We start from the raw sequence: 24,449 nt of genomic DNA on the forward strand, positions 1-24,449 counted from the left end.
GAGAAAACTGTTGATTGACGAAAGCTCCGTCCCCCGCGCGTCACACGCCCTGTCCGGAAATCACATTGTCGTTTCCTTGGAAAACAAGTAGTCCAGGAAGCTCCAGACAGTCAGGAGGTGGTTCTCATGCGGAGCTTCAGGACGGCGGTGATCGCGGTACTCGTCACCCTCACGTGGGTGCCGGCGGCGCTGGCGGGCCAGAGTGCGTTCGTGCGCTGGCGGGGAAGCCAGGGTGACTTCTCCTCGTGGCAGCGCAGCGGGGTGAGCGTCGCGGCGGACGGCGCGCTCCAGGTGGATGCGCAGACGGCGGCGGCCGGGACGGATCCCTACGCGGCCGGTGCCTACAGCGGAGGCAACTTCTACAACGGCGGGAGCTTCCGCGTCGGCGAGGCGATCAGCCCGGTGATGCTGGCCGGCTTCGGTTTCCGCGAGGCCATCGCCTCCTGGGAGGCGGAGACGCCCCCGGGCACCTGGGTGGAGACGCAGATGAGGGCGCAGATCTCCGGCGTCTGGACGAAGTGGTACAACCTGGGCGTGTGGGCCGCGGACGGCTCGACGGTGCGGCGCCACTCGGTGAACGGCCAGTCGGATACCAACGGGTACGTGGGCACCGACACCCTGGTCATCACCGCGAAGAAGACGGCGGCGACGGCGTTCCAGGTGAAGCTGCGGCTGTTCAGCGCGGACGGGGTCGCCCTGCCCCGCGTGCGCGCCAGCGCCGTCACGCTGTCCACCTCGCCGGAGCGCAGCCCGGCGGTCCCCCCGGGCAACGCGGCCTACTGGAACAAGGTGAACGCCGTGCCCGGGTGCTCGCAGATGGTGTACCCGGATGGGGGCGAGGTCTGGTGCAGCCCGACCTCCACGTCCATGGTGCTCGGCTACTGGACGGGTGACACCGGGGCCTGCGAGCCGCGGGTGCGCGCGGCGGTCAGCGGCGTGTACGACTGGATCTACCGTGGACACGGCAACTGGCCCTTCAACACGGCGTACGCCGCCTCCAAGGGGTTCCAGTCGCACGTGACGCGCTTCACCAGCTTCGCCCAGCTCGAGCCGTGGATCGCCGCGGGCGTGCCCGTCATCCTCAGCGTCGCCTGGGGGAGCGGGGAGCTGACCGGGGCGCCCATCGCGTCGACGGCGGGCCACCTGATCGTCCTGGTGGGCTTCGACGCCGCGGGCAACGCGGTGGTGAACGATCCAGCCGCCGCGAGCGACGCCGCGGTGCGCCGCACCTACCTGCGCTCCGAGCTCGAGCCGCTGTGGCTGAAGGCCTCCGCCGGCACGGCCTACCTCATCTACCCGGAAGGCTGGCCGGTTCCCGCGCTCTAGGAAAAGAGTGGGTTGCGCATGCTCCCTCTCCCTCTGGGAGAGGGCGGGGGGTGAGGGTAGTCGCCTCCGTGTTCCAATTCCCGTGTGGCCCGCGGGTGGGGAAATACCCTCACCCTAGCCCTCTCCCAGAGGGAGAGGGGACATCCCACGGGTCCAGGGAACTCGGACGCTCCCTCAGGCGGCGCCGCGGCTCCGGAGCTGCTCGGCGATCTCCGGATCGGACCGCACCCTGGCCAGCACGGGCTCCTGGCCGAGCGTCTCGAAGTCGTCGTACCCCGCCCGCAGCGCGCGCTTGAGCCACTCGGTGGCCAGCTCCAGCTGGCCATCGTGCGCGTGATAGCGGGCCGCCTGGTAGGCGTCCTCGGCTCGACCTCCGGCCTCGAAGGCGCTCGCGTAGAGCGCCGCCGCCGCGCCGAACTCACCCCGGGCCACCGCCACGTCCGCCCGCCGCGCGTCCCGCGTGGCCGGCGTCTTCCAGGCGAACTCCCGGGCGATGCGCTCGGCCTCGTCCAGCCGCCGCGCGCCCACCAGCAGCCGCAGCGCGAGCGCGGCCACCGCCTCCGTCGGCTCCTTCTCCAGCGCGGCGAGCGCGTGGGGGAGGGCGCGCTCGGGCAGGCCCGTGGCCTCGTACGCCATGGCGAGGCTGAAGGGCCGCGCGGCCTGGGGCGGATCCACCTTCTCCAGCTGCGACACGGCGGCGCGGCCATTGCCCTCGGCGAGCGCCACCCAGGCGAGCAGATCCCTCGCCGCGTTGCTCTCCGGACCGGGCTTCGCCGCCGACAGGGCCAGGTGGCCCAACCGCGCCGCCTCGCTCTCGTCGCCGGCGCGCAGGGCCTTCCAGGCGCGCGCGAGCGCATCCGGTTCGACCTCTTCCACCTTCGTGGGCTTCAGGGGCTTGATGTCCTTCGTCACCGACAGGCCCTGCCAGCAGCCGTAGCCCATCCAGCCGAACATGAAGGCCATGTAGAAGGCGCCAAGGCGCAGGGCCAGGGCGGTGATCGCTCCCGCGGTGATGACGCCCAGCCACAGGGCGAGCCGCTGCCGCGCGGGCCCGAGCACACCACTGGCGATGTGGCCTCCATCGAGCGGAGGCACCGGCATCAGGTTGATGACGCCCCACCAGAGGTTCACCCACTCGAGCTGGGCGAGGAGGACCTGGGCCATGTACCCGCGAGGCGGGACGACATGGTTGACGCCGACGATCAGTCCGTAGAAGAGGAAGCCCGTGAGCGGCCCGGCCGCGGAGACGGCCACGTCCCGCCAGCGGCTGAGCGCCCGGTCGTGGTAGGTGAGCCCGCCCATGGAGTAGAGCTGGATGGCCGCCACCTTGCTGCCCAGGCTCATGGCCATGAGCGCGTGCCCCAGCTCGTGCATCAGGATCGAGACGAAGACGACGCCCACCCAGGACACCAGGATGCGCCAGTCCCGGCCCGCTCCGATCAAGCCGAACATGACCGTCACCAGCCAGAAGCTCGGCTCGACCACGACCGGGATCCGACCGAGGGTGAAGTTCCAGCTGAAGGGAGAGGATTCAGTGCTCATGTGATTCGATTTTCAGTTTCTTCGAGAGGACCCGGAAGGAGTTCGACGAGGCCGAGCTGCCCTTGTCATCCATCATTCCGACGTTGAAGGTATTACCAACAACGTCGATGGTGATTTCCTGCCGGAGAACGCCCTCGGAGAACGGGTTGCTCTGGATGGAGGTGGTGGGGGAGCCATCCTGGTAGATGATGATCGTCACGGTTCCCGCGAAGTGCTCGGCGTTCGGGCCCCCGGCATGAATGGTGACGGTGAAGGGCTTGTCCTGGAGCTGATCGCCAATCGATTCGATCCAGTAGCTGAGGTACGGGGTCACCGTGTAGGCCTGGGGGAGGGTAGCCTCGCGCCCGTCGCCCAGGGAGACCTGGACATCATAGGTATCGACGTCCAGCCCCGGGGGCACGGTGCCCTGGAACTGGCGATTGCCCAGGTAGCGGACGAGCGGCACCGTCCAGGGGCCGATCCGCAACTCGGGCTTCTCGATCATCTGCGCCGAGCGCGTGTTGAAGTCCACGAGGAAGCGGGGCTCCACGTCGAGCTCCACGGTGACTTCCTTGGCCTCCAGGGCGTTCTGCTCGGTGGGCGAGATGGAGAGGATGCTGAACGAGGGCGGAGGCTCCGGAGGCACGGCCTCGCACGCACACACCACCGCCAGCAACAACATGGGCAGGAGCTTCTTCATAGCGAGTACCTCACCCCGAGGGACGCGGACAGGCCGCCGAGCTGTGCCTCGAGTTGATCCGTCCGTGCGGGAGCATGGCTGGCGCGCAGCTCGAACAGGGCGCTCACCGCGCCGAAGCGCCAGGCGGCTTGTGCGGCCAGGAAGCCCATGAACGCCTGTCCCCGCTGATAGGACTGCTTCTGCGAGTACTGCGTCGTCGTCTGGTGGTCGAAGTACATCGTTCCACCCCCCGCGCGTCCGGAGATGGACAGGGGCCCGCGTTCAAAGGCCAGGACGCGCGCGGACAGCATGATCGGTAGGGCCACCACCCGCGAGTCCAGCTCGCCCAGCGGCGTCACGGAGGGTCGAGTCCTGGACTGACGCAGCCCCACCTCCGCCTCCAGCGAGAAGCGGCCGCCCAGCGGAGGCAGGCGGTACGCCGCGCCCAGCGACAGCAGCGGCCCGAGGTTGTCGCCACCCGCGAAGAAGCCCCCGGCCAGCAGGCTGAACGACACGTTCTTCCTGTCCAGCCACGGCTCCCAGGCCGGGCGCTGGGGCGGAGTCTCCGTGACAGGCGGGCTCTTCACCACGGGCGGCGCCGGGGTGGGGGAGACGTGGGCCACGATGGGGACCAACACCGGAGCCACGATGCGCGCGGCGGCGGTGCCGTCCTGCCGGTGGGCCTCCACCACGACGGCGCTCGCCCCGGGCTCCGGCTTCACGCGGAACACGCCCGGGGAGCGCTCCTCCACGCCGCCACCCCGCACCCGCAGGGACAGCTCCGAGAGCGGGACGGGCTGCTCGCCCAGTATCACCAACCACCCGCTCCCGTCTGGCGGGAGCACGTCGGGGCTGATGAGCGCCAGCAGGGGCCGCTCGGGGGGCACGTCGAGCGGGGCGGTGCGGTTGGTCTGCTGGCCCTTGGCGGTGGCCAGCACGCGCGCCTCACGTACCCCGGGAGGCACCTCCACGTGCACCTGGGCGCCGCCCTTGCGGTTGGTGCGCACGGGGCCGAAGCGCGTGCCGGCGATCTGCACCACCACCTCGGCGCCCGCGCCCGCGTCGGTGACCACGTCCAGCACCGTGCGCCCCAACAGGGGGATGTGCACGGTGGTGACTTCCGGCGGGCCCTCGGGCGAGTCCACCCAGAAGGCGAGCACCGCCAGGAGCGGATAGCGGATGTCCGGAGGAACCCAGCGGTAGGAGTGCACGCCGCGGGCGGTGGCGGGCAGCGGCAGGAGGCTGCCCGTGGAGGCCGAGGCGCGGAGCCGGGAGGTGCCTCGCGGCACCTGCACCTGCACGCTCACCTCCATGTCCCGGCCGAGCACCACCTGGGAAGGAGTGGCCGTCACCGGGAACGGCGCCGCTGCCGCGACGGGCGGCAGGGCGAGCAGCAGCAGGGTGAGGAGCGGCGCACGCATGAGCAGGGGACGTACCGTCCAGCCTCTCCGACGCCTCTGTCAACCCTCGGCGGGGCTGCCCGGCGAGGGAGCGGCCCCTTCCGTCGGCTGTGGCTGTGGCTTGTCCGCTGGGCCCGTAGCTTTCGGGCTGGGCGGCTGGAAGGCGGGCTTTTCGGCGGGGGCGCCGCCGCGGCCGTGCACCAGCGTCTTCGTCTCAGACTTGAAGGTGATGTCCACCTTGTCGCCGCGCACCGCCGTCACCAGTCCCAGCCCGAAGGTGGGGTGATGGATGACCTGATCCACCTGGTAGGTGTCCTTGGGGCTGTACTTGGGCGCGTTGGCGATGTCCTTGCCCGCCAGCTGCTCCTCGAAGGAGATGATCACCTTCTCCTCGGAGGACTTGCTCGCCCGGGGGGCTCGCGTGGAAGAGCCGCCGCCGCTGCTGGCACGCGACGCGGGGCTCGGCCTGTCGGTGGTGCCCGGCGCGGACCGGTAGGCGTGGTCTCCGCCGCAGGTGTTGCAGCGGACTCGGGCGATCTTCGTTCCCACCATCGCGAGGATGGTGTGGGCCAGCGTGAGCTTGCACCGGGTACAGAACGCGTCGACCTCGCCGCCGACCTTGTGGTTGGTCGCCATGGGGTGTGCTTCTCGCTTCTCTCTGAGAGGGGGTTGAAAAAGGGGGGCGGAACATAACGGCAACCCGGGACGGGAGAAACCCCCTTTATCGACCTGGGAACAGGAGCCTGGATGCCTGGGCTGCCTGGGGGCGGAGGGGGGCCGGGAGGCGTAGCCTTTGCTTGTGCCGGGAAGGGGGCCACGTAGAGTAGGGCCCTCCCGTGTCCTCAGAGAACGCACAGAAGGCGGAACAGCCCACCAGGACCCCCTCCCTGATCGTCCAGGCCGTGGAGGACGTCGGCCGGGGCGCCATCGCGAACGTCGAGGAGCTGGGCAACCTGGTCACGCTCGGGGCCAACGTGGCCCGGTGGAGCGTGCGCCGGCCCTTCCGCCTGCAGAACCTCTTCTTCCAGCTGGACTTCGTGGGGGTGGGCAGCGTCCTCATCGTCCTGCTCACCGGCCTGTTCACTGGCATGGTGTTCGCCAACCAGTCCGCGCGCGCCTTCGCCATGTTCGACGCGCAGAGCCTGGTGGGTCCCACGGTGGCGCTGGTGCTCACGCGCGAGCTCGCCCCGGTGTTCTCCGCGCTGATGGTCACCATGCGCGCCGGCTCCGCCATGTGCACCGAGCTGGGCACCATGCGCGTCACCGAGCAGGTGGACGCCCTGGAGACCATGGCCGTCAACCCCATCCAGTACCTCCTGGTGCCCCGGGTGCTGGCCGGCCTGTTCATGGTGCCCCTGCTCACGCTGCTCTTCGATACCTCGGGCATCCTCGGCGCCTACATCGTGTCGGTGGGGACGCAGGGCGTGTCGGCCGGTACCTTCATCTCCCGCACCCAGCAGTGGTTGGATCCGGTGGACGTCTTCGAGGGGCTCATCAAGGGCGCCGTCTTCGGCCTGGGAGTGGCCCTCATCTGTTGCTTCAAGGGCTACAACGCCTCGGGTGGCTCCAAGGGTGTGGGCAAGGCCACCACAGAGGCCATGGTGACCAGCGCGCTCTCCATCTTCATCCTCGACTTCATCGTCGGGGTGCTCCTGCACTGATGGTCGACACGAGCTCCCGGTCGATGATCGAGATCGTCGACCTGCACAAGTCCTTCGGCGATTACCAGGTCCTCACGGGCATCAACCTCTGCGTGCCCGAGGGGAACACCTGCGTCATCCTCGGGGGAAGCGGCTCGGGCAAGACGGTGCTGATGAAGCACATGATCGGCCTGCTCAAGCCGGACAAGGGGCAGGTCGTCATCGACGGCGAGGACGTCGTCCCCATGGGCGCCGAGGAGCTGGAGCGGATGAGGCGCAAGTTCGGCATGGTGTTCCAGGCCGCCGCCCTGTTCGACTCGATGGACGTCTTCGAGAACGTGGCCTTCCCGCTGCGCGAGCACAGCCAGCTGTCCGAGCAGGAGATCCGCAAGCTCGTCCGGGAGAAGCTGGACTTGATGGGCCTGCCGAAGACGGTGGAGGACAAGTTCCCGGCGGACCTGTCCGGCGGCATGCGCAAGCGCGTGGGCCTGGCCCGCGCCATCGTGATGAATCCGAAGATCGTCCTCTATGACGAGCCCACCACGGGGTTGGATCCCATCACCACCGACTACGTGGACGAGATGATCCTCGCGGCCCAGCGGGAGCTGGGCATCACCAGTGTGGTGATCAGCCACGACATCGCCTCGGCCTTCAACATCGCGGACCAGATCGCCTTCCTCAGCAAGGGCATCATCCTGGAGCAGGGACCCCCGGAGCAGGTGCGCGCCTCGCGCCACCCCACCGTGGAGGTCTTCATGCAGACCTGGTTCGGAAAGAATGATTAGGAGTCAGACCCGGTGAAGAAGCTCGTCACGCCTTTCCGTGTAGGTCTGCTGGTGCTGGTCGCCGGAGGATTCCTGTTCGGCTTCATCCTGTTCACCCGCAAGGGAGGGCTGAGCAAGGACGAGTCCATCCAGGTGTACGCCTACTTCCGGGACGCCTCGGGCCTGGGCGCCAAGAGCCGCATCCAGATCGCCGGCATCCCCGTGGGCGAGGTGGAGGACGTGAAGCTGGAGGGCACGCGCGCCCGCGTCACCGTGCGCGTGCGCCGCGACGTGGCGCTGCACCAGGACGCCGCCCTCATCAAGCGCTCGGAGTCCCTGCTGGGCGACTACCTGTTGGACCTCAACCCCGGCTCCGAGGTGGCGCCACCGATGGAGGAGGGCGGGGAGATCCGCAAGGTGGTCGACGTGCAGGGCATGGAGGCCGTGTTCGCCTCGCTCAGTCAGATCACCTCCGACATCCAGCAGGTGACGGGGGCGCTGCGCGACGTGCTCGGCGGAGACAAGGGCACGGGCTCGCTCGAGCGCATCATCGCCAGCCTGGTGCGCGTGTCCGAGTCGGTGGACCTCACGGTGCGCAGCAGCGCCGAGCGCCTGGACGCCATCCTGCGCAACTTCGAGGGCGTGAGCGCCGACGTGCGTGGCATCACCGCCGACAACGAGGAGAGCGTCGGTCACATCGTGCACAACATCGAGATCATCACCCGCGACACGCGCGAGGTGCTCTCCACGGTGCAGAAGATCGTCGGCGGCAGCGCGGAAGGGGACCTGAAGGAGAGCGTGTCCAGCCTGAAGCAGACGATGAACCGGCTGGACAAGACGCTGGCCAACCTGGAGGAGATCACCTCCCGGGTGAACCGCGGCGAGGGCGCCGTGGGCGCGCTGGTGGCCGACAAGCGCCTGGGCCAGAAGATCTCCGAGTCCGTGGAGGACCTGTCCGACTTCTCCTCGAAGCTCACCGGGCTCCAGACGGAAGTGGGCCTGCAGGCCACCTATCTGATGGGGCAGGGGGCCTCGAAGAACAGCCTGTCGGTGCGGCTGGCCCCCAAGCCGGACAAGTACTACCTGCTGGAGCTGGTGGACGATCCGCGCGGCACCACCGAGACGCAGTACGTGCAGTCCAACCCGCCGTCCTCGGGCGATCCGGTCCTCCAGACGCAGAAGATCACCAAGGAGGGCTTCAAGTTCAGCGCCCAGTTCGCCAAGCGCTACTACTTCACCACGCTGCGCTTCGGCATCATCGAGTCCACCGGTGGCGTGGGCGCCGACTTCCACTTCTTCAAGGACCACCTGATGTTGAGGCTGGATGCCTTCAACTTCTCGGTGGACGAGCTGCGCTACCCGCGCTTGAGGGCTTCGCTCAGGGCCCAGGCGTTCGACCGGCTCTTCATCACCGCCGGCATGGACGACGTGTTCAACAACCCCGTGCGCGACAGCAACCGGCGCATGCTCGGGGGCCGGGATTTCTTCTTCGGCGGCGGCATCTACTTCACCGACGATGATTTGAAGGCCATCCTTCCCGCCGTCCCCACACCGTGAGGACCCGAGTCTCCCGGATATCTTGACCTGACTGGCCGAAAAGTCGTACCTCGCACGGGCACGGGCGGTCCGCCGGGAGCCCCGTGCCTGTCGTCACGGCCTCTTCTCCCTGGAAAGCCCATGTCTCTTCTCGTCGTTGGCTCGGTCGCGCTGGACTCGGTGGAAACCCCCTTCGGATTGAAGGAGGACATCCTCGGCGGCTCCGCCACCTACTTCTCCACCTCCGCTTCGTTCTTCACGCCCGTGAAGATGGTGGCCGTGGTGGGCGAGGACTTCCCCCAGGCCCACCTGGACTTCCTCAAGGGCCGGGGCGTGGACCTCGAGGGCATCACCCGCGAGAAGGGCCGCACCTTCCGTTGGAAGGGCCGCTACGGCTGGCAGCTCAACGAGGCCGAGACGCTCGACACCCAGCTCAACGTCTTCCAGTCGTTCTCGCCCAAGCTGCCCGAGAGCTACCGCGATGCCCAGTTCGTGTTCCTGGGCAACATCCACCCCGAGCTCCAGTCCCAGGTGGTGGATCAGGTGAAGGGGCCCAAGCTGGTGGCCGCCGACACCATGAACTTCTGGATCAACGGCAGCCGGCCCTCGCTGCTCAAGACGCTCAAGCGCGTCAACCTGCTCTTCGTCAACGACGCCGAGGCCCGCCAGCTCTCCGGTGAGCACAACATCGTGCGCGCCGCCCGCGCCATCCTCGGCATGGGCCCCCAGCGCATCGTGGTCAAGCGCGGCGAGTACGGCGCGCTCCTCTTCGACCAGGAGCACATCTTCGCCTGCCCGGCGCTGCCCCTGGCGGACGTGTTCGACCCCACCGGGGCCGGGGACACCTTCGCCGGTGGCTTCATGGGCACCCTGGCCACCGCCGGCCGCGTGGACGGCGAGGTGCTGCGCCGCGCCATGGTGATGGGCAGCGTCATGGCCTCCTTCACCGTGGAGAAGTTCAGTCTCGAACGTTTGCGCGAGGTGGAGCGCAACGACATCCGCGTCCGATTCTCGGAATTCAAGCGACTCACGCATTTCGAGGAACTGGGGCCACTCGACGGGTAAGCAGATTTCCGGTGAGGTGGGACCCCCTCCTTGACGGATTTTTACGCTGTCACTAGTCTCCGCTCTTGCGAATCCTGATTCTTGGGAAAGAGCGGTAGGGCGTGGGGACGCGCGTGACGGCCGCGCACCGGAGGACAAGGGGTTGCGGACGGAGAACCGAAAGCACGCTCGTATCACCTCGCGCCTGCGCTGCTGGTGCGAGGCGGAGAACATCACCCTGTACGCGCGGGTGGCGAATCTGAGCGAGGGGGGATTGTTCCTCCAGACGAACACGCCACTGGCCCAGGGCCGGCGGACGTTGCTGAAGCTGGGCGGGGGGACGGTGCGGGAGGTGATGGCCGAGGCGACCGTGGTGTGGCGACGTCCCCAACGGGAGCAGCTGGGCCCCCCTGGCATGGGGTTGAAGTTCGAAGGACTGGATGCTGGCGCGCTGACCCTACTACAGCGCATCATCTCCGAAGAGCAGCGAGGGTTCGTGCTCGGCACCTGACGGGCGGGCCTGGGGCCCGCGGGAACTCCACATGCGCATCGCGATCATCTCCGACATCCACTCCAACATCGAGGCGTTGACGGAGGTGCTGCGGGTCGCGGAAGAGCAGAAGGTGGATCGAATCGTGTCGCTGGGGGACGTGGTGGGCTATGGGGCCTCGCCCAATACCTGCTGTGACCTGGTGCGCTCGGTGACCGAGGTGACGCTGCTGGGCAACCACGACGCGGCGGTGGCCGGGCGGATGGACTACTCGTACTACTACGACGCCGCCCGCCACGCGCTCGACTGGTCCGCCGGGGTGTTGTCGGACGAGAACATGGATTGGCTGAAGAGCCTCCCGTACACGTACCGGATCGGGGACGTGGGGTTCAGCCATGGCTCGCCGGTGGAGCCCAAGGCGTACGAGTACATCTTCGCGCTGGAGCAGGCGCGGGAGCTGGCGCCGTACGTGGAGCACCTGCCGGAGGTGACGTTCATCGGGCACAGCCATTTGTGCAAGGCGTTCGCCATCGGCAACGGCGAGGTGCACGACGTGGTGGCGCAGAAGTTCGGCATCCGGCGGGGCTACAAGTACATCATCTCGGTGGGCAGCGTGGGGCAGCCGCGGGACTACGACAACCGGGCGTGCTTCGTCATCTGCGACACCGGGGCGCGCACGGTGGAGTACCTCCGGGTGGAGTACGACATCGAGTCGGCGGCGCAGAAGATCTTCGACGCCTCGCTGGCGCTGAACTTCGGTAAGCGCCTGTTCCTCGGGGTGTAGTTGGCTCGCCCAGCCGTGCGTCCAACGGCTTGACGACCGTCTCGGAGAGGTGCGGTTTGCTCACTCGTTTCGGCGCGCTGGCGCTGAGCGTTCTTCTGCTCCAACTCGGATGTGCCACGGGGACGGTCTACGGGACTCCGTTTGCGCCTCCGCAACGCGGTTGGGGAGGAGGGGAGCGCGGTGTTCCCTCCCACTACGCGCAATCCTGCATCTCCCAACCAGCGGCTTGCGCGCCCGTTGGAGCCACCGGGGAGATCGTCGTCTCCCCGCGGCAATTACCCGAGTGATGCCGAGTGCGGACGCGTGGTGGGCCGCACCCCGAAGGGGGTGGACATCACCAGGGCCATGGAGCTCGGAAAGATGAAGCACGAGGTGGCCTTTGCCTGTGTCGAGCGAGAGCTCGGACCGGAATTCGCGGACCACCTCACCAGGGAACCACGCTACGGCAAGAATCCCGATACCGGTCGGTATTCCCTCTCGGAGCAGTGGGACGACTCTCTGGTCCCCGACATCGTTCTGCACCTGGTTCGCAACGCCAACAGGATTCAATTCATCTACGACTTCCTTTTTCCTTGTACCTCCAAGAGCAAGAGCAATCCCCTCGGTGTGGATGCGAGGAATTTGAGCACGAAGCAGACGAAGTACACACCTCTCGGTGGCAACCAGAAGCCTGCTCTCGTCACTCCTCAGCTTGGAATCAGCCGATGAGACGGTCCATCGCTACGTGAAGAACCAGTTCGAGCGTACCGTTGAGTTGTTGAGCGGCGACTCCGTCAGTGGCTACGGTTTCTTCTACTGGGCCCGCCTGCCTTGGCGCACGCGGACTCGTGTCGCGGAAGAAGTCAGCCTGGTGAGCTTCTCCTGGCCCACGGAGTACCTCGAGGAGCACGGCCCCGGGAAAATGCGCGAGCTGGCCATGGAGCTCTCCTCGCCGCTCCCATTCTCCTCCGGTCACGCGGGCCTGGCCTTCTATTCTCCCAACACCTTCTGTGACTCCATGAAGGGGATTCACGAGGAGTGCTTTCGTCATCCGGGAATGGATGTGTCCCATGGCATCCGGGAACTCGGGACCCGAGTCGATGGGGTGCATTGGCTCAACTTCCTGGGCCAGCCGGTGCTCGGGGAGTTGGGCGGCGCGGCGGGTCTGCGCGCCCGGCTGCATTCCCCCGGGACCACCGTCCAGGAGATGGAGGAGCAACGGGCGGTGGTGACCCTGGGGCAGTGGCCCGAGGCCGGAGACCTGACCCGCGGCCAGGACCTCCCCGCGTACCGTGAGCTCGCGCGTGTGCTGGAGCCCTGGTTGTACGAGTGCCCCAGCTACTACGACTTCGACGACGCCTCCCACGAGGAGACCCTCCGGTGGTGGCGTCGCTTCCTCGACTGAGGATTCGGGCTCCCCGCGCGAAAAAGGGGCGCGGCGGCCCGGAAATGTCGTAGAAAACCGGCCCCGTGCGGACCTACACCCCTGTTTCTGGCCGGATTTTCACTGGTCTCCTGACGGCGCTCCTGGTGGTGGCGGCCCCCGTGGCCTGCCGCAAGCCCGCTCAGCCCTCAGAGGCCTACACCCAGGCTCACACCCTCTTCGGCAAGCTGTATGGCGCCAAGGGCGACGAGGCCTTCCTGGATCCCCAGATGGACCAGGTGGAATCCCTGCTGTCCCAGGTGCCCTCGGACAGCCTCGACGCACCGGCCGCCCATGATCTGCGCGCCCGCATCCAGGCCGGCAAGCAGCAGGCCCAGGCGCGGGAGAAGGCCCAGAACGACGCCCTCGCCAGCGCGCGCACGCCGGCGGGGATGCCCCCTGGATTCGGCTCGTCCTCGGAGCCCACGCCTCCCGCTCCCACTCCCTCCGAGGAGGCTCCCGAGGCCCAGGCCGAGCCCCCCGATGCCGGCACGGGCGGCATGCCCGGGATCGGTACCCCGGTGGCCCAGCTGGCGAGCGGCTTCTCCGGCTGCTTCCAGAAGGGGGAGCAGATCGACGTGAAGGGTCGCGGTTTGCGCGAACGCTGGGAATTGCAGGACCGCGTGGCGTGTCGCCAGCAGTATGCCTCGCTCCAGGAGCAGGTGCTGATCATCGAAGAAGGCAAGGTGCTCGCCCTGGTCTCCAAGAGCGCGATCCAGGCCATTCCCGTGGACGGCGGTACGCCTCCCGCGGGTCGCTGAAGCACGCCCCCCGCATCTCCATTCCACCTCGGACATCTCTCGAGCGGTACCGGTCTCATGAACGAACAGACCTTCATGAAGTTGATGCAGATCCTCCCCAAGTCCGCGCTGTCCACGGCGGTGGGAATGGCCACGCGCCTGCCCGTGCCGGCTCCGTTGCACCGGGCGGCCATCAAGACCTTCGCCAAGGCCTACAACGTCGACGTGGCCGAGGCGGAGCACGCCCTGGAGCACTACCCCACGTTCGCCCAGTTCTTCACCCGCGGGCTCAAGGCCGGCTCCCGTCCGGTCGACCCGGGTGCGAAGGTGGTCGTGTCCCCGGTGGACGGCGCCGTGTCCCAGGTGGGCTACGCCGAGCACGGCCGCGTGATGCAGGCCAAGGGCATCCACTACACGGTGGGCGAGCTGCTCGGTGACGAGAAGGCCGCCGAGCCCTTCCACGGCGGCGCGTGGACCACCATCTACCTGTCCCCGCGCGACTACCACCGCATCCACTCGCCGCTGGGCGGGAAGATCACCGGGTACGCCTACATCCCCGGCGAGTTCTGGCCCGTCAACCCGGCCTCGGTGAAGAACAAGCAGGCGCTCTTCTGCGTCAACGAGCGGCTCGTCACCTACCTGGACACCGTGGCCGGCAAGTGCGCCGTGGTGAAGGTGGGCGCCACGTGCGTGTCGCGCATCAAGGCCGCCTACGACGAGATCCTCACCCACGACGGCAAGCCGGGCAAGGTGCACCGCTACGACACCGCCATCCCCGTGGAGAAGGGTGGCGAGCTGGGCCGCTTCGAGATGGGCTCCACCGTCATCCTCGTGTTCGAGCCGGGCCGCGTGAAGTGGGACGAGGGCTTCCAGCCCGAGGCCGTGGTGCGCATGGGCCGGCGCATTGGAGAGATTCCGTGAGCCAGAAGGTCAGTGGCGTCAAGGGCATGAATGACCTCCTCCCCGGCGACGTGGAGGTGTGGCAGCACGTGGAGCGTACCGCCCGGGACATCTTCTCGCGCTTCGGCTACGGCGAGGTGCGCACGCCCATCGTCGAGGACACCGCGCTCTTCGTGCGCAGCGTGGGCGAGGAGACCGACATCGTCGGCAAGGAGATGTACACCTTCGATGACAAGGGCGGTCGCAGCCTGTCCCTGCGTCCCGAGGGCACCGCTCCCGCGGCGCGCGCGTACATCGAGCACTCGGTGGGGAACCAGGAGCCGCTCACGCGCTGGTTCTACATGGGCCCCATGTTCCGCTACGAGCGGATGAAGACGGGCCGCTACCGGCAGTTCCACCAGATCGGCGCCGAGGCGTACGGCTCGAAGGAGCCCGCCCAGGACGTCGAGGTGATGGACATGGTGGTGCAGCTCTTGCGGCAGCTGGGGCTCTCCGACGTGTCGCTCAACATCAACTCGCTGGGCGATGACGCGTGCCGGCCCGTGTACCAGGCCAGGCTCGTGGAGCACCTGCGCGGGCACGCCAGCGAGCTGTGCGCCGATTGCCAGAAGCGGCTGGAGCGCAACCCGCTCCGGGTGCTCGACTGCAAGAACGAGCGCTGCCAGCAGATCGCCGGCGCCGCGCCCAACATCCTCGAGTCACTGTGCGAGCCGTGCCGCGCGCACTTCGACGAGGTGAAGCGCAAGCTGGACGCGCTGGAGATCAAGTACGTGGTCAACCCGCGCATCATGCGCGGCCTGGACTACTACACGCGCACCACCTTCGAGTTCATCGCCGCGCACCCGGTGCTGGGCACCGCCAGCACCGTGGGCGGAGGCGGCCGCTACGACAAGCTGGTCAAGAGCCTCGGTGGGCCGGACGTGCCCGCGGTGGGCTTCGGCCTGGGGTTGGACCGGCTCTGCCTGCTGCTCAAGGAGAGCGGCCAGCACTTCGGCCGGCCGACGGATCTCTTCATCGCGGTGGCGGACGAGGGCTCGGCGGACGTGGCCTTCACCCTGGCCAGCCGGCTGCGCCGCGAGGGCCTTCGCGTGGAGTTCGACACGCGCGGCGGCAGCCTCAAGAGCCAGATGAAGCGCGCCGACAAGGTGGGGGCCATCTTCGCCCTGGTGATCGGCGAGGCCGAGCGTCAGAGCGGTCAGGCTCAGCTCAAGCCCATGGCCGGGGGTGAGCCCATGCCCGTGCGGCTCGACGAGCTGGCCAACACCCTGCGCACCCGGCTCACCCCCGCCTGAGGGGAGCGAGCAGGCGGCGACGGGAACGCGTCTGGCCGGAAAGAGCCGGAAAACCCTTGAGAATCCAGGGGTTTTCCGCGCCCCCCGGTTTGGTGTGGGTGTTTCCGTGACGTTACAATTCCGTCCCAGTCATGCCGCCAGACTGGACGCACGGACGTCGAGCCGAGGGCCTGTGCTGGATTCCCATAAAGGGAGACAGCATGTGGCCCTCGTTGCGTTCGGGGGACGTGGCGGGCGTGGAGCCGCTGGCGGAGGCACCCCGGCCGGGTGAGGTCGTGCTCGCGCGTTTCGCGCACGCCCTGGTGGTGCACCGCGTGCGCCGGTGTGACGGCGAGACGTGCGTGCTGCTCGGGGACAACGTGCTGGCGGAGGATCCGCCGCTGCCGCGCGCGCGAGTGCTGGGGCGGGTGAGCCTGGTGCGCCGCGGTGACGAGGTGCTCGCGCCGGGCCGGTGGGACCGGGGGCCGTTGCGCCGGGGCCGCTGGCGGCTGGTGGTGAAGCGCTGGCTGGCGGCACTGCTCGGACGGAGGCGCGCATGAGCTTCCGCGCGGACGGCATTCCCCGCAGGCGCGAGGGCGCGGACGGCCAGCGCTTCGGCGAGGACTTCGTGGTGATGGACCCGGAGGGGCGGACGCTGCGGGGCCTCAACGAGACCGCGGCGCGCGTCTGGGAGCTGAGCGACGGGAGTCGAACCGCGCGGGACATCGCCGGCGTGGTGGCGCACGAGTACGGCGTGGAGGTGGAGCGGGTGCTCGGGGACTGCCTGCGCTTCCTCGAGTGGCTCGCGGGACGTGGGCTGTTGGACGCGGAGGAGGTGCTTCGATGAGAGCGCTCGCGGTGGTGTCGGTGGCCTTGTGGCTGGCGGCCTGCGACGAAGGCGTTTCGGAGCCGCCGGGCTCGGGGCCCGTGGTGCCCGCCGAGGTGTCGTGGAATGGAATCACCCCGCCGGTGCGGTCCACGCCGCCGCTGCCTCCGCGGGTGGGCACGGCGGACGTCACCTACGTGCCGGCGGGGGCGCGCGGCCTGTCCGAGGTGACCTCGGTCGAGGTGCGGCTGCGCGTGGGAGGCATCGTCGGCTCGGCGTCGGTGGACGTGGAGCTCCTCGCCCCCGGGCCCTCGGCGTACGAGAGGCGCACCCGGACGGTGGTGGCGATCCCGACCGAGGAGCGCGAGCTCGTCTTCAGCCTGCCGGTGGCGGGGACGAACATTCCCATCCACGGACTGGGTGGTACCTGGGAGGCGCGCTTCTTCATCGACGGCGCGCCCCTGACCACCACTTTCTTCACCCTGGAGCGTTGAAGCCCGCCATGAACGCACGCCCGCTCGCGCTCCTGCTGCTCCTGCTGCCCGCCACCGCGCTGGCCCAGAACGCGTGGACCGTCACGCCCGTCGACGGCACCGCGGTGATGGGGGAGATCTCCTCGCTCGTCTTCGAGGTGCGCAACGCCTCCACCAGCACCCGCCCTCTCAACGAGATCAGCCTCGCGGTCGACGGTGCCGCCTATGACGTCGACGGAGGCGATGCCCCGGCCGGCTGGACGGTGAGCACCATCGACCGCAAGGAGCGCCGCATCACCTATACGGCGAGCGGTTCCTGCACCCCGGGGCCGCTGGGGCTCGCGCCGGGCACCGCCGCGCGCTTCACGCTGCGGCTCGTGGGCCTCGCCGCCAACGCCGATGCCACCGATGCGTTGGTGGGCGGGAACAACCCCAACAAGTCGAGCATGGCCCGTGACTCGTGCTCCGGCACCACGTTCAACGGAGACCCGAGCACGGCGAGCTGGAAGCGCGCGGGCCTGTCCGCGTCCCTCACGGTGCTGCCGCGCACCCTCCAGCTCGGGGGCGTTGTCTCCGTGCAGCTCCAGGTGGTGAATCGCTCCCTGGCGACCCAGGGCAACATCACCCTGAGCGGCCCGGGGGTGGTGGGCGGTGCGTCCTTCAACCAGACGGTGGCCTTCTCTCCGGCCTCGCTGTCGCTCGCGCCCGGTGCCACCGGGGCCTTCACCGGCAAGCTCCAGTCCACGGGGGAGGGGACCGCTGTCTTCCAGGCCTCGGCGGGCAACGGCACGGTGAGCACCGCGACGACCTCCTCGCTCCAGGTGATCGTCAGCAGCTTTCCGGCGCTCCTCGAGGTCCTGCCCTCCAGCATCGCCCCGGGCGACACGGTGACGGTGCGGCTCGTGGTGTCCAACCCGTCCACGAGCACCTACCGGAACGTCGTCCCCAGCGCGCCCACCTTCACGGGGACGGCGGTGCCCTCCCTGCTGAGCAGCCCCATGCCCGCGAGCGCCGCGTCGCTCGGACCGGGCTCGTCCGTCTCCTTCCTCTGGAAGTACCAGATGAACGGGCCCATTGGCTCCACATTCCAGTTCGGCGGCCAGGCGGACGCCACGCGCGACGGCGCGCCCATCTCCACGGGCACGGCACTCTCCGCTCAGGGCCGCATCGTGGAGCACCGACTCTCCATCGCTCCGTCCTCCGTCATCTCCGGGGCGAGGAACCGGACGCTCCAGTACACGATCTACAACGGCGGCACGGTGGAGATCCGGAGCGTGAGGCTGCTCACGCCGGACGCGACCTTCTTCACCGTCTCCCCGTCCGCGCCCTTCGCCAGCGACACCAGCGGTTGGACCCAGTCCGCCACCAACAAGGGCTACACGTGGACGGCCCTCTCCGGGCAGCCCGGCATCACTCCGGGCACGCAGAAGACCTTCTCGATCGACTACGCGTCCTTCGGCACCGTCTCCAGCGACACGGCCCTCACCCACCAGTTGGAGCTGACCCAGGTGAGCGGCTCCACCTCCAACACCCTGCGCGTGGACGCGCCGGTCTCGCTCTTCGTCAACCGGATGATGCCCGAGGTCGACTCGCTGGTGGCGCTCGCCGGACCTGGCCGCAACACGCTGCTGTGGACCAACCCGTCCGAGCATGACGGGGTGCTCGTGCTGCGCGCCGAGGGCCTCGCCCCCAACACCGCCCCCGAGCCCGGCCGCCGGTACGCGGTGGGGGAGACGCTCGGCAACGCCACGGTGGTGTACTCGGACGAGCTGAGCGTGGCCTCCACCTACGCGGATACCGGCGTCACCGACGGCACCGTGTACTTCTACCGCGTCTACAACCATGACCCGCTGTACCGGTACTCGCCCGGCAACGCGCCGCAGTCGCTCGGGCTGAAGTCCGTCCCCACCAGCCGTGGAACCGGTCAGCCCCTGTGGTGCTACAGCGTGGGCTTCTCCACCCTGCAGCAGCCCATCACCGAGCTGGGCGTGGGCATCTTCACCGCCAACACCTCGGGCAGCGTGACGGCCAACCTGACGAACACCTCCACGCCCGTGGCCGATGGCTCCGAGCGCTGGCGTCCGGTGCGGCTCCAGGGCTCCGTGCAGAGCCGCTTCCCCATCGTCCCGCTCTACAACCGGCCCGGGCAGTACATCCTCACCGGAGACCAGGCGGGCTTCACCTACGCCATCCGCACCGAGACCGGCGAGCTCCTCTGGCGGAGCACCTCCTCGCTCGGCACCATCCAGTCCTTCCCGGTGGTGCAGCTCTTCAACACCGGCAGCACCAATCAGGCCTACAAGGATGCCTTCCCCGGGAAGGATCTCGCCTTCTTCGCCACCCGGCTGAGCACTGGCACCACCAACCAGGTGGTGGCGCTCGAGGCCGCCACCGGCGCCCCCGTGTGGACGTACTCCCCGGGCGATCTCGGCATGGTGAGCGGGGGCATGCTGATCGATTACACGACCAACCGTCTGTACATGGGCGCTCGCTCCAACGGGGGCTCGCTGGCCTCGCTGCGCGTGCTCGACAGCCTCACGGGGACGGAGCTGGCCCGGCTGTCCCTCGGGGACATCGACTTCGGCATCATCCGGTATGGCACGAACCTGGCGCTCGTGACGAACAGCGACGGCAAGGTGTACGGCATCGACATGACGGCGATGACGGTCGCCTGGAGCGCGTCGGTGGCCTCCCGGCCGTCGGCCTCGGTGCCCGCGTTCTCCCAGTACGCCCGGCCGGTGGGTGGCGGCTTCGTCGTGAGCATCCTCGGCGCCACCGACGCGCTGGGCCGCGTGGAGCGCTGGAGCGTCACCACCGACGCCACGGGCGCCACCTCGGTGACCCGGGTCTGGTCCACGCCCATCCCGAGCCCGTCCGGCACCTTCTCGTTCACGAGCGGAGGCGTGCAGCGCCTCTACGTCGGAGGCAAGGACGAGAAGGTGCACGAGCTGGACTACACCACCGGCGTGGACGGCAAGCAGGTCTCCCTGCCCGGTGCGCTGGCCGTCGGCACGCCCACGGTGGACAGCACCGTGTCGCGCCTCCACGTGGGCACACAGGACGGCCGCATCTGCGCCTTCCCGGTGCCGTTCCCCTGAGCCCTCGATGACGCGCGATCGCACCCCCACGCCTGAAGGAACCCCGCCCGCGTTGGCCTCGTCCGAGCCGGTGCCGGCCGTGCGTGCGCGCGTCTATGAGCCGCCCGCGGTGCTCTGGGAGCAGCCCTTCGTCGCGCTCGCGCAGGTGTCCAACAAGGACTACGCCTGTGAGCCGGGTGCGTGCGAGGACGTCCCGTGAGGTTCCTCCGTTGTCCGGGGTGACACTCGCGTTGGCGGGATGGACGGTGTCCGTCGAGTCGGAGGAGCCATCGCTGGAGGAGCTGCTCCTGCGGGCCTTCGCGGCGTTCCGTACCTGCGAGCCGGCTCGGGCGCACGTGCGGGTGCTGCGCCCGGAGGCTCCGAGGCCCGCGCCCGACGTGCGTTGCCTGCCCGAGCCCCGGCCGGTCTCCGGAGGTGGCCTGCGGGTGGAAGGGGAGGACTACGTCGCGGACATCGCGCCCGAGGGCCGGAGCGCCACGGTGACGGGCGAGGGCCGCTTTCCGGTGGACACGGTGTTGAAGGTGATGCTCGCGGGCGAGCTGGCGAGGCGCGGGGGCCTGTTGGTGCACGGGGTGGCGGTGGAGCACCTCGGGCGCGCGGCGCTCTGGACGGGCCCATCCGGGGCGGGGAAGAGCACCCTGGGAGCGCTCTGGGCGGGGGCCGGAGGCACGGTGCTGACGGACGAGCTGGTGGCGGTATGGCCCGAGGCGAGGGGTTGGCGTGCGGCGGGGACGCCGTGGAACGTGGGGGTTCCCCGCGAGGCCGCGCTGTGCGTCGTGGGGACATTGGGTTGGGACACGGCCTCGCGCTGGGAGCCGGTGGGCGCCGGAGAGATTGCCCGGGTGTTGCTGCTCAACGCGCTCCTGTCCGAGGCCTCCGCCGCTGGACGTCGCCACCTGATGGGCGCGGCGAGCCGTCTGCTCGGAGGCGTGGAGACGGCCCGGCTCGTCTTCGCACGGGATGCGTCCGCGGCGGAGGTTGTGCGCGCGAGGCTGGAGGGGGCGAAGCTCTGACACCGCATTGGTTTCAGCCCCGGTGGCGCTCGGCCGCGCGGTAGAGCTGCGTGAGGGAAGAATCCAGGAGAGACTGGCACGACCGCATGTAGTGGTGGGCCCGGGCAAAAGGAAACCACACGCGGTTGCCGACGAGCACCTGGGCTTCCTCTAGCTTCTTGCGCGGTATCCACTGCCCTCCCAGGTTCCGCACCAGAACCTCGCCCAGGTAGCCGCCAATGGCGGGCACCGCGTGCGCGTCGATGTGCTGCCGCTCGAATATCCTCGGGAACTCCTCGTGCCAGAACTGGTAGTCCACATCCGTGAGTGACTCGGGTGTCCCCTTGAGCACGGAGGTCACCTTCGTGTGCAGCAGGGCCACGAGGCGCTCGGCGAGGTAGCCGTAATGCTCGAGGGCTCGCTCCGGGTCCTCTACGTCTGAGGGGAGGGCGGAGTCGGCGGAGCGCCATTCCTCTGGATCCGGCGGTTTGTACGAGTTGAGCTCGCCGATCTTTCGCTGGCGCTCATGAATGGCGACGCTGTCCACGACGCGAGAGAGAAGCGGGACCACGTCTGGGTGGAAGCAGGGCTCTACGGGGGCGAGCGTCGCGCTGCGCTCGCGCAAGGTACGAAGCACGGAGCCGTAGTCCAGGTCTGGCCGGAGGTGGACATGTGCCCGGGCCTGGGCAACGCGCGCTTCCTCGCGGGCGAAGTCCGCGGCGGTGGGCCACGCCACCAGGAGGACGGAGCCGTTGGCCAACCCCTCCACCCGGTGGGCCGGCGTGGACAGCATGCGCTGGCGGCCCACCGTCTCCACCAGCTTCGGGCCGAAGACGTTGAGCCAGGACACCTCATAAATCTTGTCGAACCCGTCCCTTCGCGAGGTCCTGTCATCGCGACCGAAGTCGGGAGCGCCCGACAACTGATCGTCAGCCAGACTGTGGGCCGAGGCATGGGAGACCGGGTAGTGAGAGGCCCACGCGCGCACCATCTCCACGAATGGGATACAGCGCTCGGCCTCCGTGAAGAAGGAGAGCGGCCGCACCTCGAGCAAGATGTCCAGTCTGGGAGGGGTGGTCGAGAAATAGAGCCTCAGCGTCATGCGTAGACCGGGCCACTTCGTCCGGTAGAGCCCGATGGTCGTGACGCGTTCGCCGTGCTTCTCCTCCAGCGCCTTCCAGATGGCGGCGCGGGCGTATGGACGTTGCCGCTTGCCTTCGACGACGTCCGGCATCCACTCGCCCGCGTACTCCTCGAGCGCTTGAAACAGGGGACCGAGTTCGCTCTCCAGTGCCGCCCGCATGTCGAAGGCCCCATCGAAGGTGAGCAGGAGACTGTCCTCCGCCTTCATGTCGTGAAACTCCAGCACCTTCATTGGAACAGCACCTCCACTCCCGGAACTTCTTCCTCGACTGCGGCCACGGCCCTCTTCAGTTCTTTTACTTCCTTGGGCATCAGGGGGCCGCCCTCGTAGACGAGACGAACCCTTGGGACCCGTACCTTGCTGCCCCCGCGGAGAAGCGGCTGGAGGGAGTCGCGACGGATGTCCAGCGTCTCACCGTATTTCCGCAGAGCTTCCCTCGCATCCGCAATCATCTGCGCATCCAGGGCTGGACCTTTCACTCCCGAGAGATCGCGGCTCTTGAAGCTGAATGTCTCCACGCGCCGAGGCTGTCCGGCGCGCTCGCTCTCCTCGATGACGAGCACATCCGCATAGCGCAGGCCGGGGTCCTCCTTCCTCACGCCCACATTCGTCTCGATGCGGGGCTTGTCGAAGTCCCCGAGAAAGCGGCGCTCTGCCCGAGGCAACTGTGCGTCGGCCTCCAGCAGTTTCACCATGATGCGCTCGAAGGCCAACCCCCGGGCGAACCACCCCCGCATCTGCTCGTAGGCCTCCCATGGCAGGGGACCCTTGGCGGCCTTGCCCTCCATCACCTCGTGGAGGCGCTTCTCGTAGTATTCGACGTACTCGCGCCAGCGTGGATTACCTCGGGCCTCGGGCGGCGGAGCGTCGAGGGAGGGACGCTGCTTCTCCAGCACACCCACGTCCTTGGGCAGGCGCGGGCCCGTGGACTCGAACTCCACCGCCGAGAGTTTTGCTTCCACCACCTCGGGCGTGAGGCCCGCCTCCTTGTCCACCAGCGAGGCCAGGCTGCCAGGGCGCTCCACACCATGAGCCTCCTTGGAAGAGGGTCCTCTCCTCCCCGCGGAGGAGCCTGTGGCCCCGGGCCTGGCCCTGGACATCAGCGGCCGTGCCTTGGTCACATCCCCCCGCGCCTCGTATAGGGCCAGCGCGGCGTCCGCTCCGCCCAAGGAGACGAAACGGCCCGCCTCTCGGCTGGCTTGTAGATACCGGGCCAGCTCCCGCATGCCGTTCACGCCCAACAGCCCTTCCAACCGCCACGCTGTCTCCTTGAGGGCCCGTAGGCGCAGCTCCATTGCCTCGAGGCCGGTGAGGACCGGTGCGCCTCGGGCCTCGGTGAGGTAGCGCATGCCCTTTCCGCCTGCGTAGATGGCTACCAGCAGTGCCGCTGGCGCCAGCTCGCGCGTGGCCTGCTCGTACTTGCCCTGCGTCAGCGAGTACGCCCCATGGCCCGTCCCGGCCAGCAGGCCGTAGAAGCCCAGCGGCACGCCGAAGGTGAGGTGGTCGAAGCCGCCCAGCACCACGTTGCCTGCCGAGAAATGCTGCTCCGCCCACTTCTTCTCCGCCTCGTCGAGGGCCTCCTGGTACTCCGGCGGCAGTTGGCCTCGTATGGTGGAGAAGGCGAAGGCTGCCCCGTCACCGCTCATGGGTGAGCTGGAGAGGGCGTCTCTGCCAGCTCGAGCAAGGCCTCGGCCCACGTCGCTCATTTCAAAGCCCCGGTCCGGACGGGCCGTGGGTTTCAGGCCCCGCTTCTCCAGTGCCGTCTGGAATGCGGGCAGGAACTCGAGAGTCTCCGCCAGCCGCTTGTCTTGGGCCAGGAGGGAGACAATCTCCCTCAAGTCGTCATCATGGGCCGAGTTGACGATGAAGAGGGCGAGCACCTCGGCCCTGAGGGTTCCATGATGCTCGGTGGCCTCCACGAGGAAGGAGGTGCGCTTGCGGTTGAGGAGGCTGGCGGCATCCTCGCGCAGTGTACCCTGGGCACCGAGTCGCACGGCCTGCCAGCCGTCCAACGCCCCCACCAGGCGGGGCATGTCCACGTGCTCCTGCAGCGCGAGGAATTCCGCGGGCGAGGTGCATGTGAGGAAGGGGGCAAGGAGTGCCTCCCTGTCGCCGGAGGAGAAATCGGGCCAGCCTGGAGGCACGGCCTCACCTCCGCAGGAGGGTGGGGCTTGGGTGGCAGGGGGCGTCTCGCCCGTGCTCGCCAGGGCGGCGTCCAGGCCCAGCCCGAGCCCCGGCGCTCGCAACGTGGAGAAGGCGCGCGGGCCCTCGGAGTTTCTCCTGCCGGGTTGCGGCGCCAGCGTGACGCAACCGCTCGTCAGCAGCGCGGCCCCCAGAAGCAGCGCCGTCCACCTGTGCGCCCGGGCATGGATCCATTCGAGGAGCTGGCGCCGCATTGCCAGCCGCCTCAGTCGCTTCC

Annotated in this window: 24 protein-coding genes; 18 read left to right on the forward strand and 6 right to left on the reverse strand. The window is 68.7% G+C overall.

The window, feature by feature from the left end; all coding sequences use genetic code 11:
• Window positions 1-126: 126 nt before the first annotated feature.
• Complete coding sequence (locus JRI60_RS26180) at window positions 127-1,326, forward strand: peptidase C39 family protein (RefSeq protein WP_204228609.1); 1,200 nt, start codon at window positions 127-129, stop codon at window positions 1,324-1,326.
• Between the two features lie 174 nt (window positions 1,327-1,500).
• Here JRI60_RS26180 and JRI60_RS26185 read toward each other — a convergent pair whose 3' ends face one another.
• From JRI60_RS26185 to JRI60_RS26200, 4 genes are read right to left on the reverse strand one after another with little or no spacing between them, the layout of a single operon-like run.
• The gene (locus JRI60_RS26185) at window positions 1,501-2,868 is read right to left on the reverse strand and encodes a M50 family metallopeptidase (protein ID WP_204228610.1); all 1,368 of its coding nucleotides are present in this window, start codon (window positions 2,866-2,868) and stop codon (window positions 1,501-1,503) included.
• Complete coding sequence (locus JRI60_RS26190; RefSeq protein WP_204228611.1) at window positions 2,858-3,547, reverse strand: hypothetical protein; 690 nt, start codon at window positions 3,545-3,547, stop codon at window positions 2,858-2,860. Before JRI60_RS26190 ends, JRI60_RS26185 begins: the two co-directional genes overlap by 11 nt.
• On the reverse strand, window positions 3,544-4,947 hold the full coding sequence (locus tag JRI60_RS26195) for a hypothetical protein (protein ID WP_204228612.1): 1,404 nt from the start codon (window positions 4,945-4,947) through the stop codon (window positions 3,544-3,546). Before JRI60_RS26195 ends, JRI60_RS26190 begins: the two co-directional genes overlap by 4 nt.
• 39 nt (window positions 4,948-4,986) lie before the next feature.
• Window positions 4,987-5,562, reverse strand: a complete 576-nt coding sequence (locus JRI60_RS26200; RefSeq protein WP_204228613.1) for a hypothetical protein — start codon at window positions 5,560-5,562, stop codon at window positions 4,987-4,989.
• 200 nt (window positions 5,563-5,762) lie between these two features.
• Between JRI60_RS26200 and JRI60_RS26205 the strand changes: the two genes are divergently transcribed.
• The 17 genes from JRI60_RS26205 to JRI60_RS26285 all read left to right on the forward strand — a co-directional run bounded on the left by JRI60_RS26205 (window position 5,763) and on the right by JRI60_RS26285 (window position 20,907).
• Window positions 5,763-6,587, forward strand: coding sequence for an MlaE family ABC transporter permease (locus tag JRI60_RS26205; RefSeq protein ID WP_204228614.1), 825 nt, complete (start codon window positions 5,763-5,765; stop codon window positions 6,585-6,587).
• A gap of 23 nt (window positions 6,588-6,610) precedes the next feature.
• On the forward strand, window positions 6,611-7,351 hold the full coding sequence (locus tag JRI60_RS26210) for an ABC transporter ATP-binding protein (RefSeq protein WP_204229103.1): 741 nt from the start codon (window positions 6,611-6,613) through the stop codon (window positions 7,349-7,351).
• 12 nt (window positions 7,352-7,363) lie between these two features.
• A complete protein-coding gene (locus JRI60_RS26215; protein ID WP_204228615.1) occupies window positions 7,364-8,887 on the forward strand; it encodes an MlaD family protein in 1,524 nt (507 codons plus the stop codon).
• Window positions 8,888-9,007: 120 nt separating this feature from the next.
• Window positions 9,008-9,931, forward strand: a complete 924-nt coding sequence (locus tag JRI60_RS26220) for a PfkB family carbohydrate kinase (protein WP_204228616.1) — start codon at window positions 9,008-9,010, stop codon at window positions 9,929-9,931.
• Between the two features lie 142 nt (window positions 9,932-10,073).
• Window positions 10,074-10,421 carry a TIGR02266 family protein gene (locus JRI60_RS26225; RefSeq protein WP_204228617.1) on the forward strand — a complete coding sequence of 116 codons (348 nt, stop codon included), beginning with the start codon at window positions 10,074-10,076 and terminating at the stop codon, window positions 10,419-10,421.
• A gap of 31 nt (window positions 10,422-10,452) precedes the next feature.
• Window positions 10,453-11,184 carry a metallophosphoesterase family protein gene (locus tag JRI60_RS26230; RefSeq protein WP_204228618.1) on the forward strand — a complete coding sequence of 244 codons (732 nt, stop codon included), beginning with the start codon at window positions 10,453-10,455 and terminating at the stop codon, window positions 11,182-11,184.
• Between the two features lie 303 nt (window positions 11,185-11,487).
• Complete coding sequence (locus tag JRI60_RS26235) at window positions 11,488-11,892, forward strand: hypothetical protein (RefSeq protein ID WP_204228619.1); 405 nt, start codon at window positions 11,488-11,490, stop codon at window positions 11,890-11,892.
• A complete protein-coding gene (locus tag JRI60_RS26240) occupies window positions 11,876-12,568 on the forward strand; it encodes a DUF3396 domain-containing protein (RefSeq protein ID WP_239470732.1) in 693 nt (230 codons plus the stop codon). Before JRI60_RS26235 ends, JRI60_RS26240 begins: the two co-directional genes overlap by 17 nt.
• 65 nt (window positions 12,569-12,633) lie before the next feature.
• On the forward strand, window positions 12,634-13,347 hold the full coding sequence (locus tag JRI60_RS26245) for a hypothetical protein (RefSeq protein ID WP_204228621.1): 714 nt from the start codon (window positions 12,634-12,636) through the stop codon (window positions 13,345-13,347).
• Window positions 13,348-13,404: 57 nt separating this feature from the next.
• On the forward strand, window positions 13,405-14,247 hold the full coding sequence (asd, locus tag JRI60_RS26250; RefSeq protein WP_204228622.1) for an archaetidylserine decarboxylase: 843 nt from the start codon (window positions 13,405-13,407) through the stop codon (window positions 14,245-14,247).
• Window positions 14,248-14,273: 26 nt separating this feature from the next.
• Complete coding sequence (gene hisS, locus JRI60_RS26255) at window positions 14,274-15,518, forward strand: histidine--tRNA ligase (protein WP_239470845.1); 1,245 nt, start codon at window positions 14,274-14,276, stop codon at window positions 15,516-15,518.
• A gap of 131 nt (window positions 15,519-15,649) precedes the next feature.
• Window positions 15,650-16,057: a S24/S26 family peptidase gene (locus tag JRI60_RS26260; RefSeq protein ID WP_343213424.1), complete on the forward strand. Its 408-nt coding sequence runs from the start codon at window positions 15,650-15,652 to the stop codon at window positions 16,055-16,057.
• The gene (locus JRI60_RS26265) at window positions 16,054-16,344 is read left to right on the forward strand and encodes a PqqD family protein (protein ID WP_204228625.1); all 291 of its coding nucleotides are present in this window, start codon (window positions 16,054-16,056) and stop codon (window positions 16,342-16,344) included. The genes JRI60_RS26260 and JRI60_RS26265 overlap by 4 nt, the downstream gene beginning before the upstream one ends.
• Window positions 16,341-16,817, forward strand: coding sequence for a hypothetical protein (locus JRI60_RS26270; protein WP_204228626.1), 477 nt, complete (start codon window positions 16,341-16,343; stop codon window positions 16,815-16,817). Before JRI60_RS26265 ends, JRI60_RS26270 begins: the two co-directional genes overlap by 4 nt.
• Before the next feature lie 8 nt (window positions 16,818-16,825).
• The gene (locus JRI60_RS26275) at window positions 16,826-19,894 is read left to right on the forward strand and encodes a PQQ-binding-like beta-propeller repeat protein (protein WP_204228627.1); all 3,069 of its coding nucleotides are present in this window, start codon (window positions 16,826-16,828) and stop codon (window positions 19,892-19,894) included.
• Window positions 19,895-19,901: 7 nt separating this feature from the next.
• Window positions 19,902-20,093, forward strand: a complete 192-nt coding sequence (locus JRI60_RS26280; protein ID WP_204228628.1) for a hypothetical protein — start codon at window positions 19,902-19,904, stop codon at window positions 20,091-20,093.
• Between the two features lie 46 nt (window positions 20,094-20,139).
• Window positions 20,140-20,907 carry a hypothetical protein gene (locus tag JRI60_RS26285; RefSeq protein WP_239470733.1) on the forward strand — a complete coding sequence of 256 codons (768 nt, stop codon included), beginning with the start codon at window positions 20,140-20,142 and terminating at the stop codon, window positions 20,905-20,907.
• A gap of 13 nt (window positions 20,908-20,920) precedes the next feature.
• Here JRI60_RS26285 and JRI60_RS26290 read toward each other — a convergent pair whose 3' ends face one another.
• Together JRI60_RS26290 and JRI60_RS26295 are read right to left on the reverse strand one after the other, a co-directional pair.
• A complete protein-coding gene (locus tag JRI60_RS26290; RefSeq protein ID WP_204228629.1) occupies window positions 20,921-22,261 on the reverse strand; it encodes a hypothetical protein in 1,341 nt (446 codons plus the stop codon).
• Window positions 22,258-24,426, reverse strand: a complete 2,169-nt coding sequence (locus JRI60_RS26295) for a hypothetical protein (protein WP_239470734.1) — start codon at window positions 24,424-24,426, stop codon at window positions 22,258-22,260. Before JRI60_RS26295 ends, JRI60_RS26290 begins: the two co-directional genes overlap by 4 nt.
• Window positions 24,427-24,449 lie beyond the last annotated feature (23 nt).

Source organism: Archangium violaceum, from assembly GCF_016887565.1.
Taxonomy (GTDB): domain Bacteria; phylum Myxococcota; class Myxococcia; order Myxococcales; family Myxococcaceae; genus Archangium; species Archangium violaceum_B.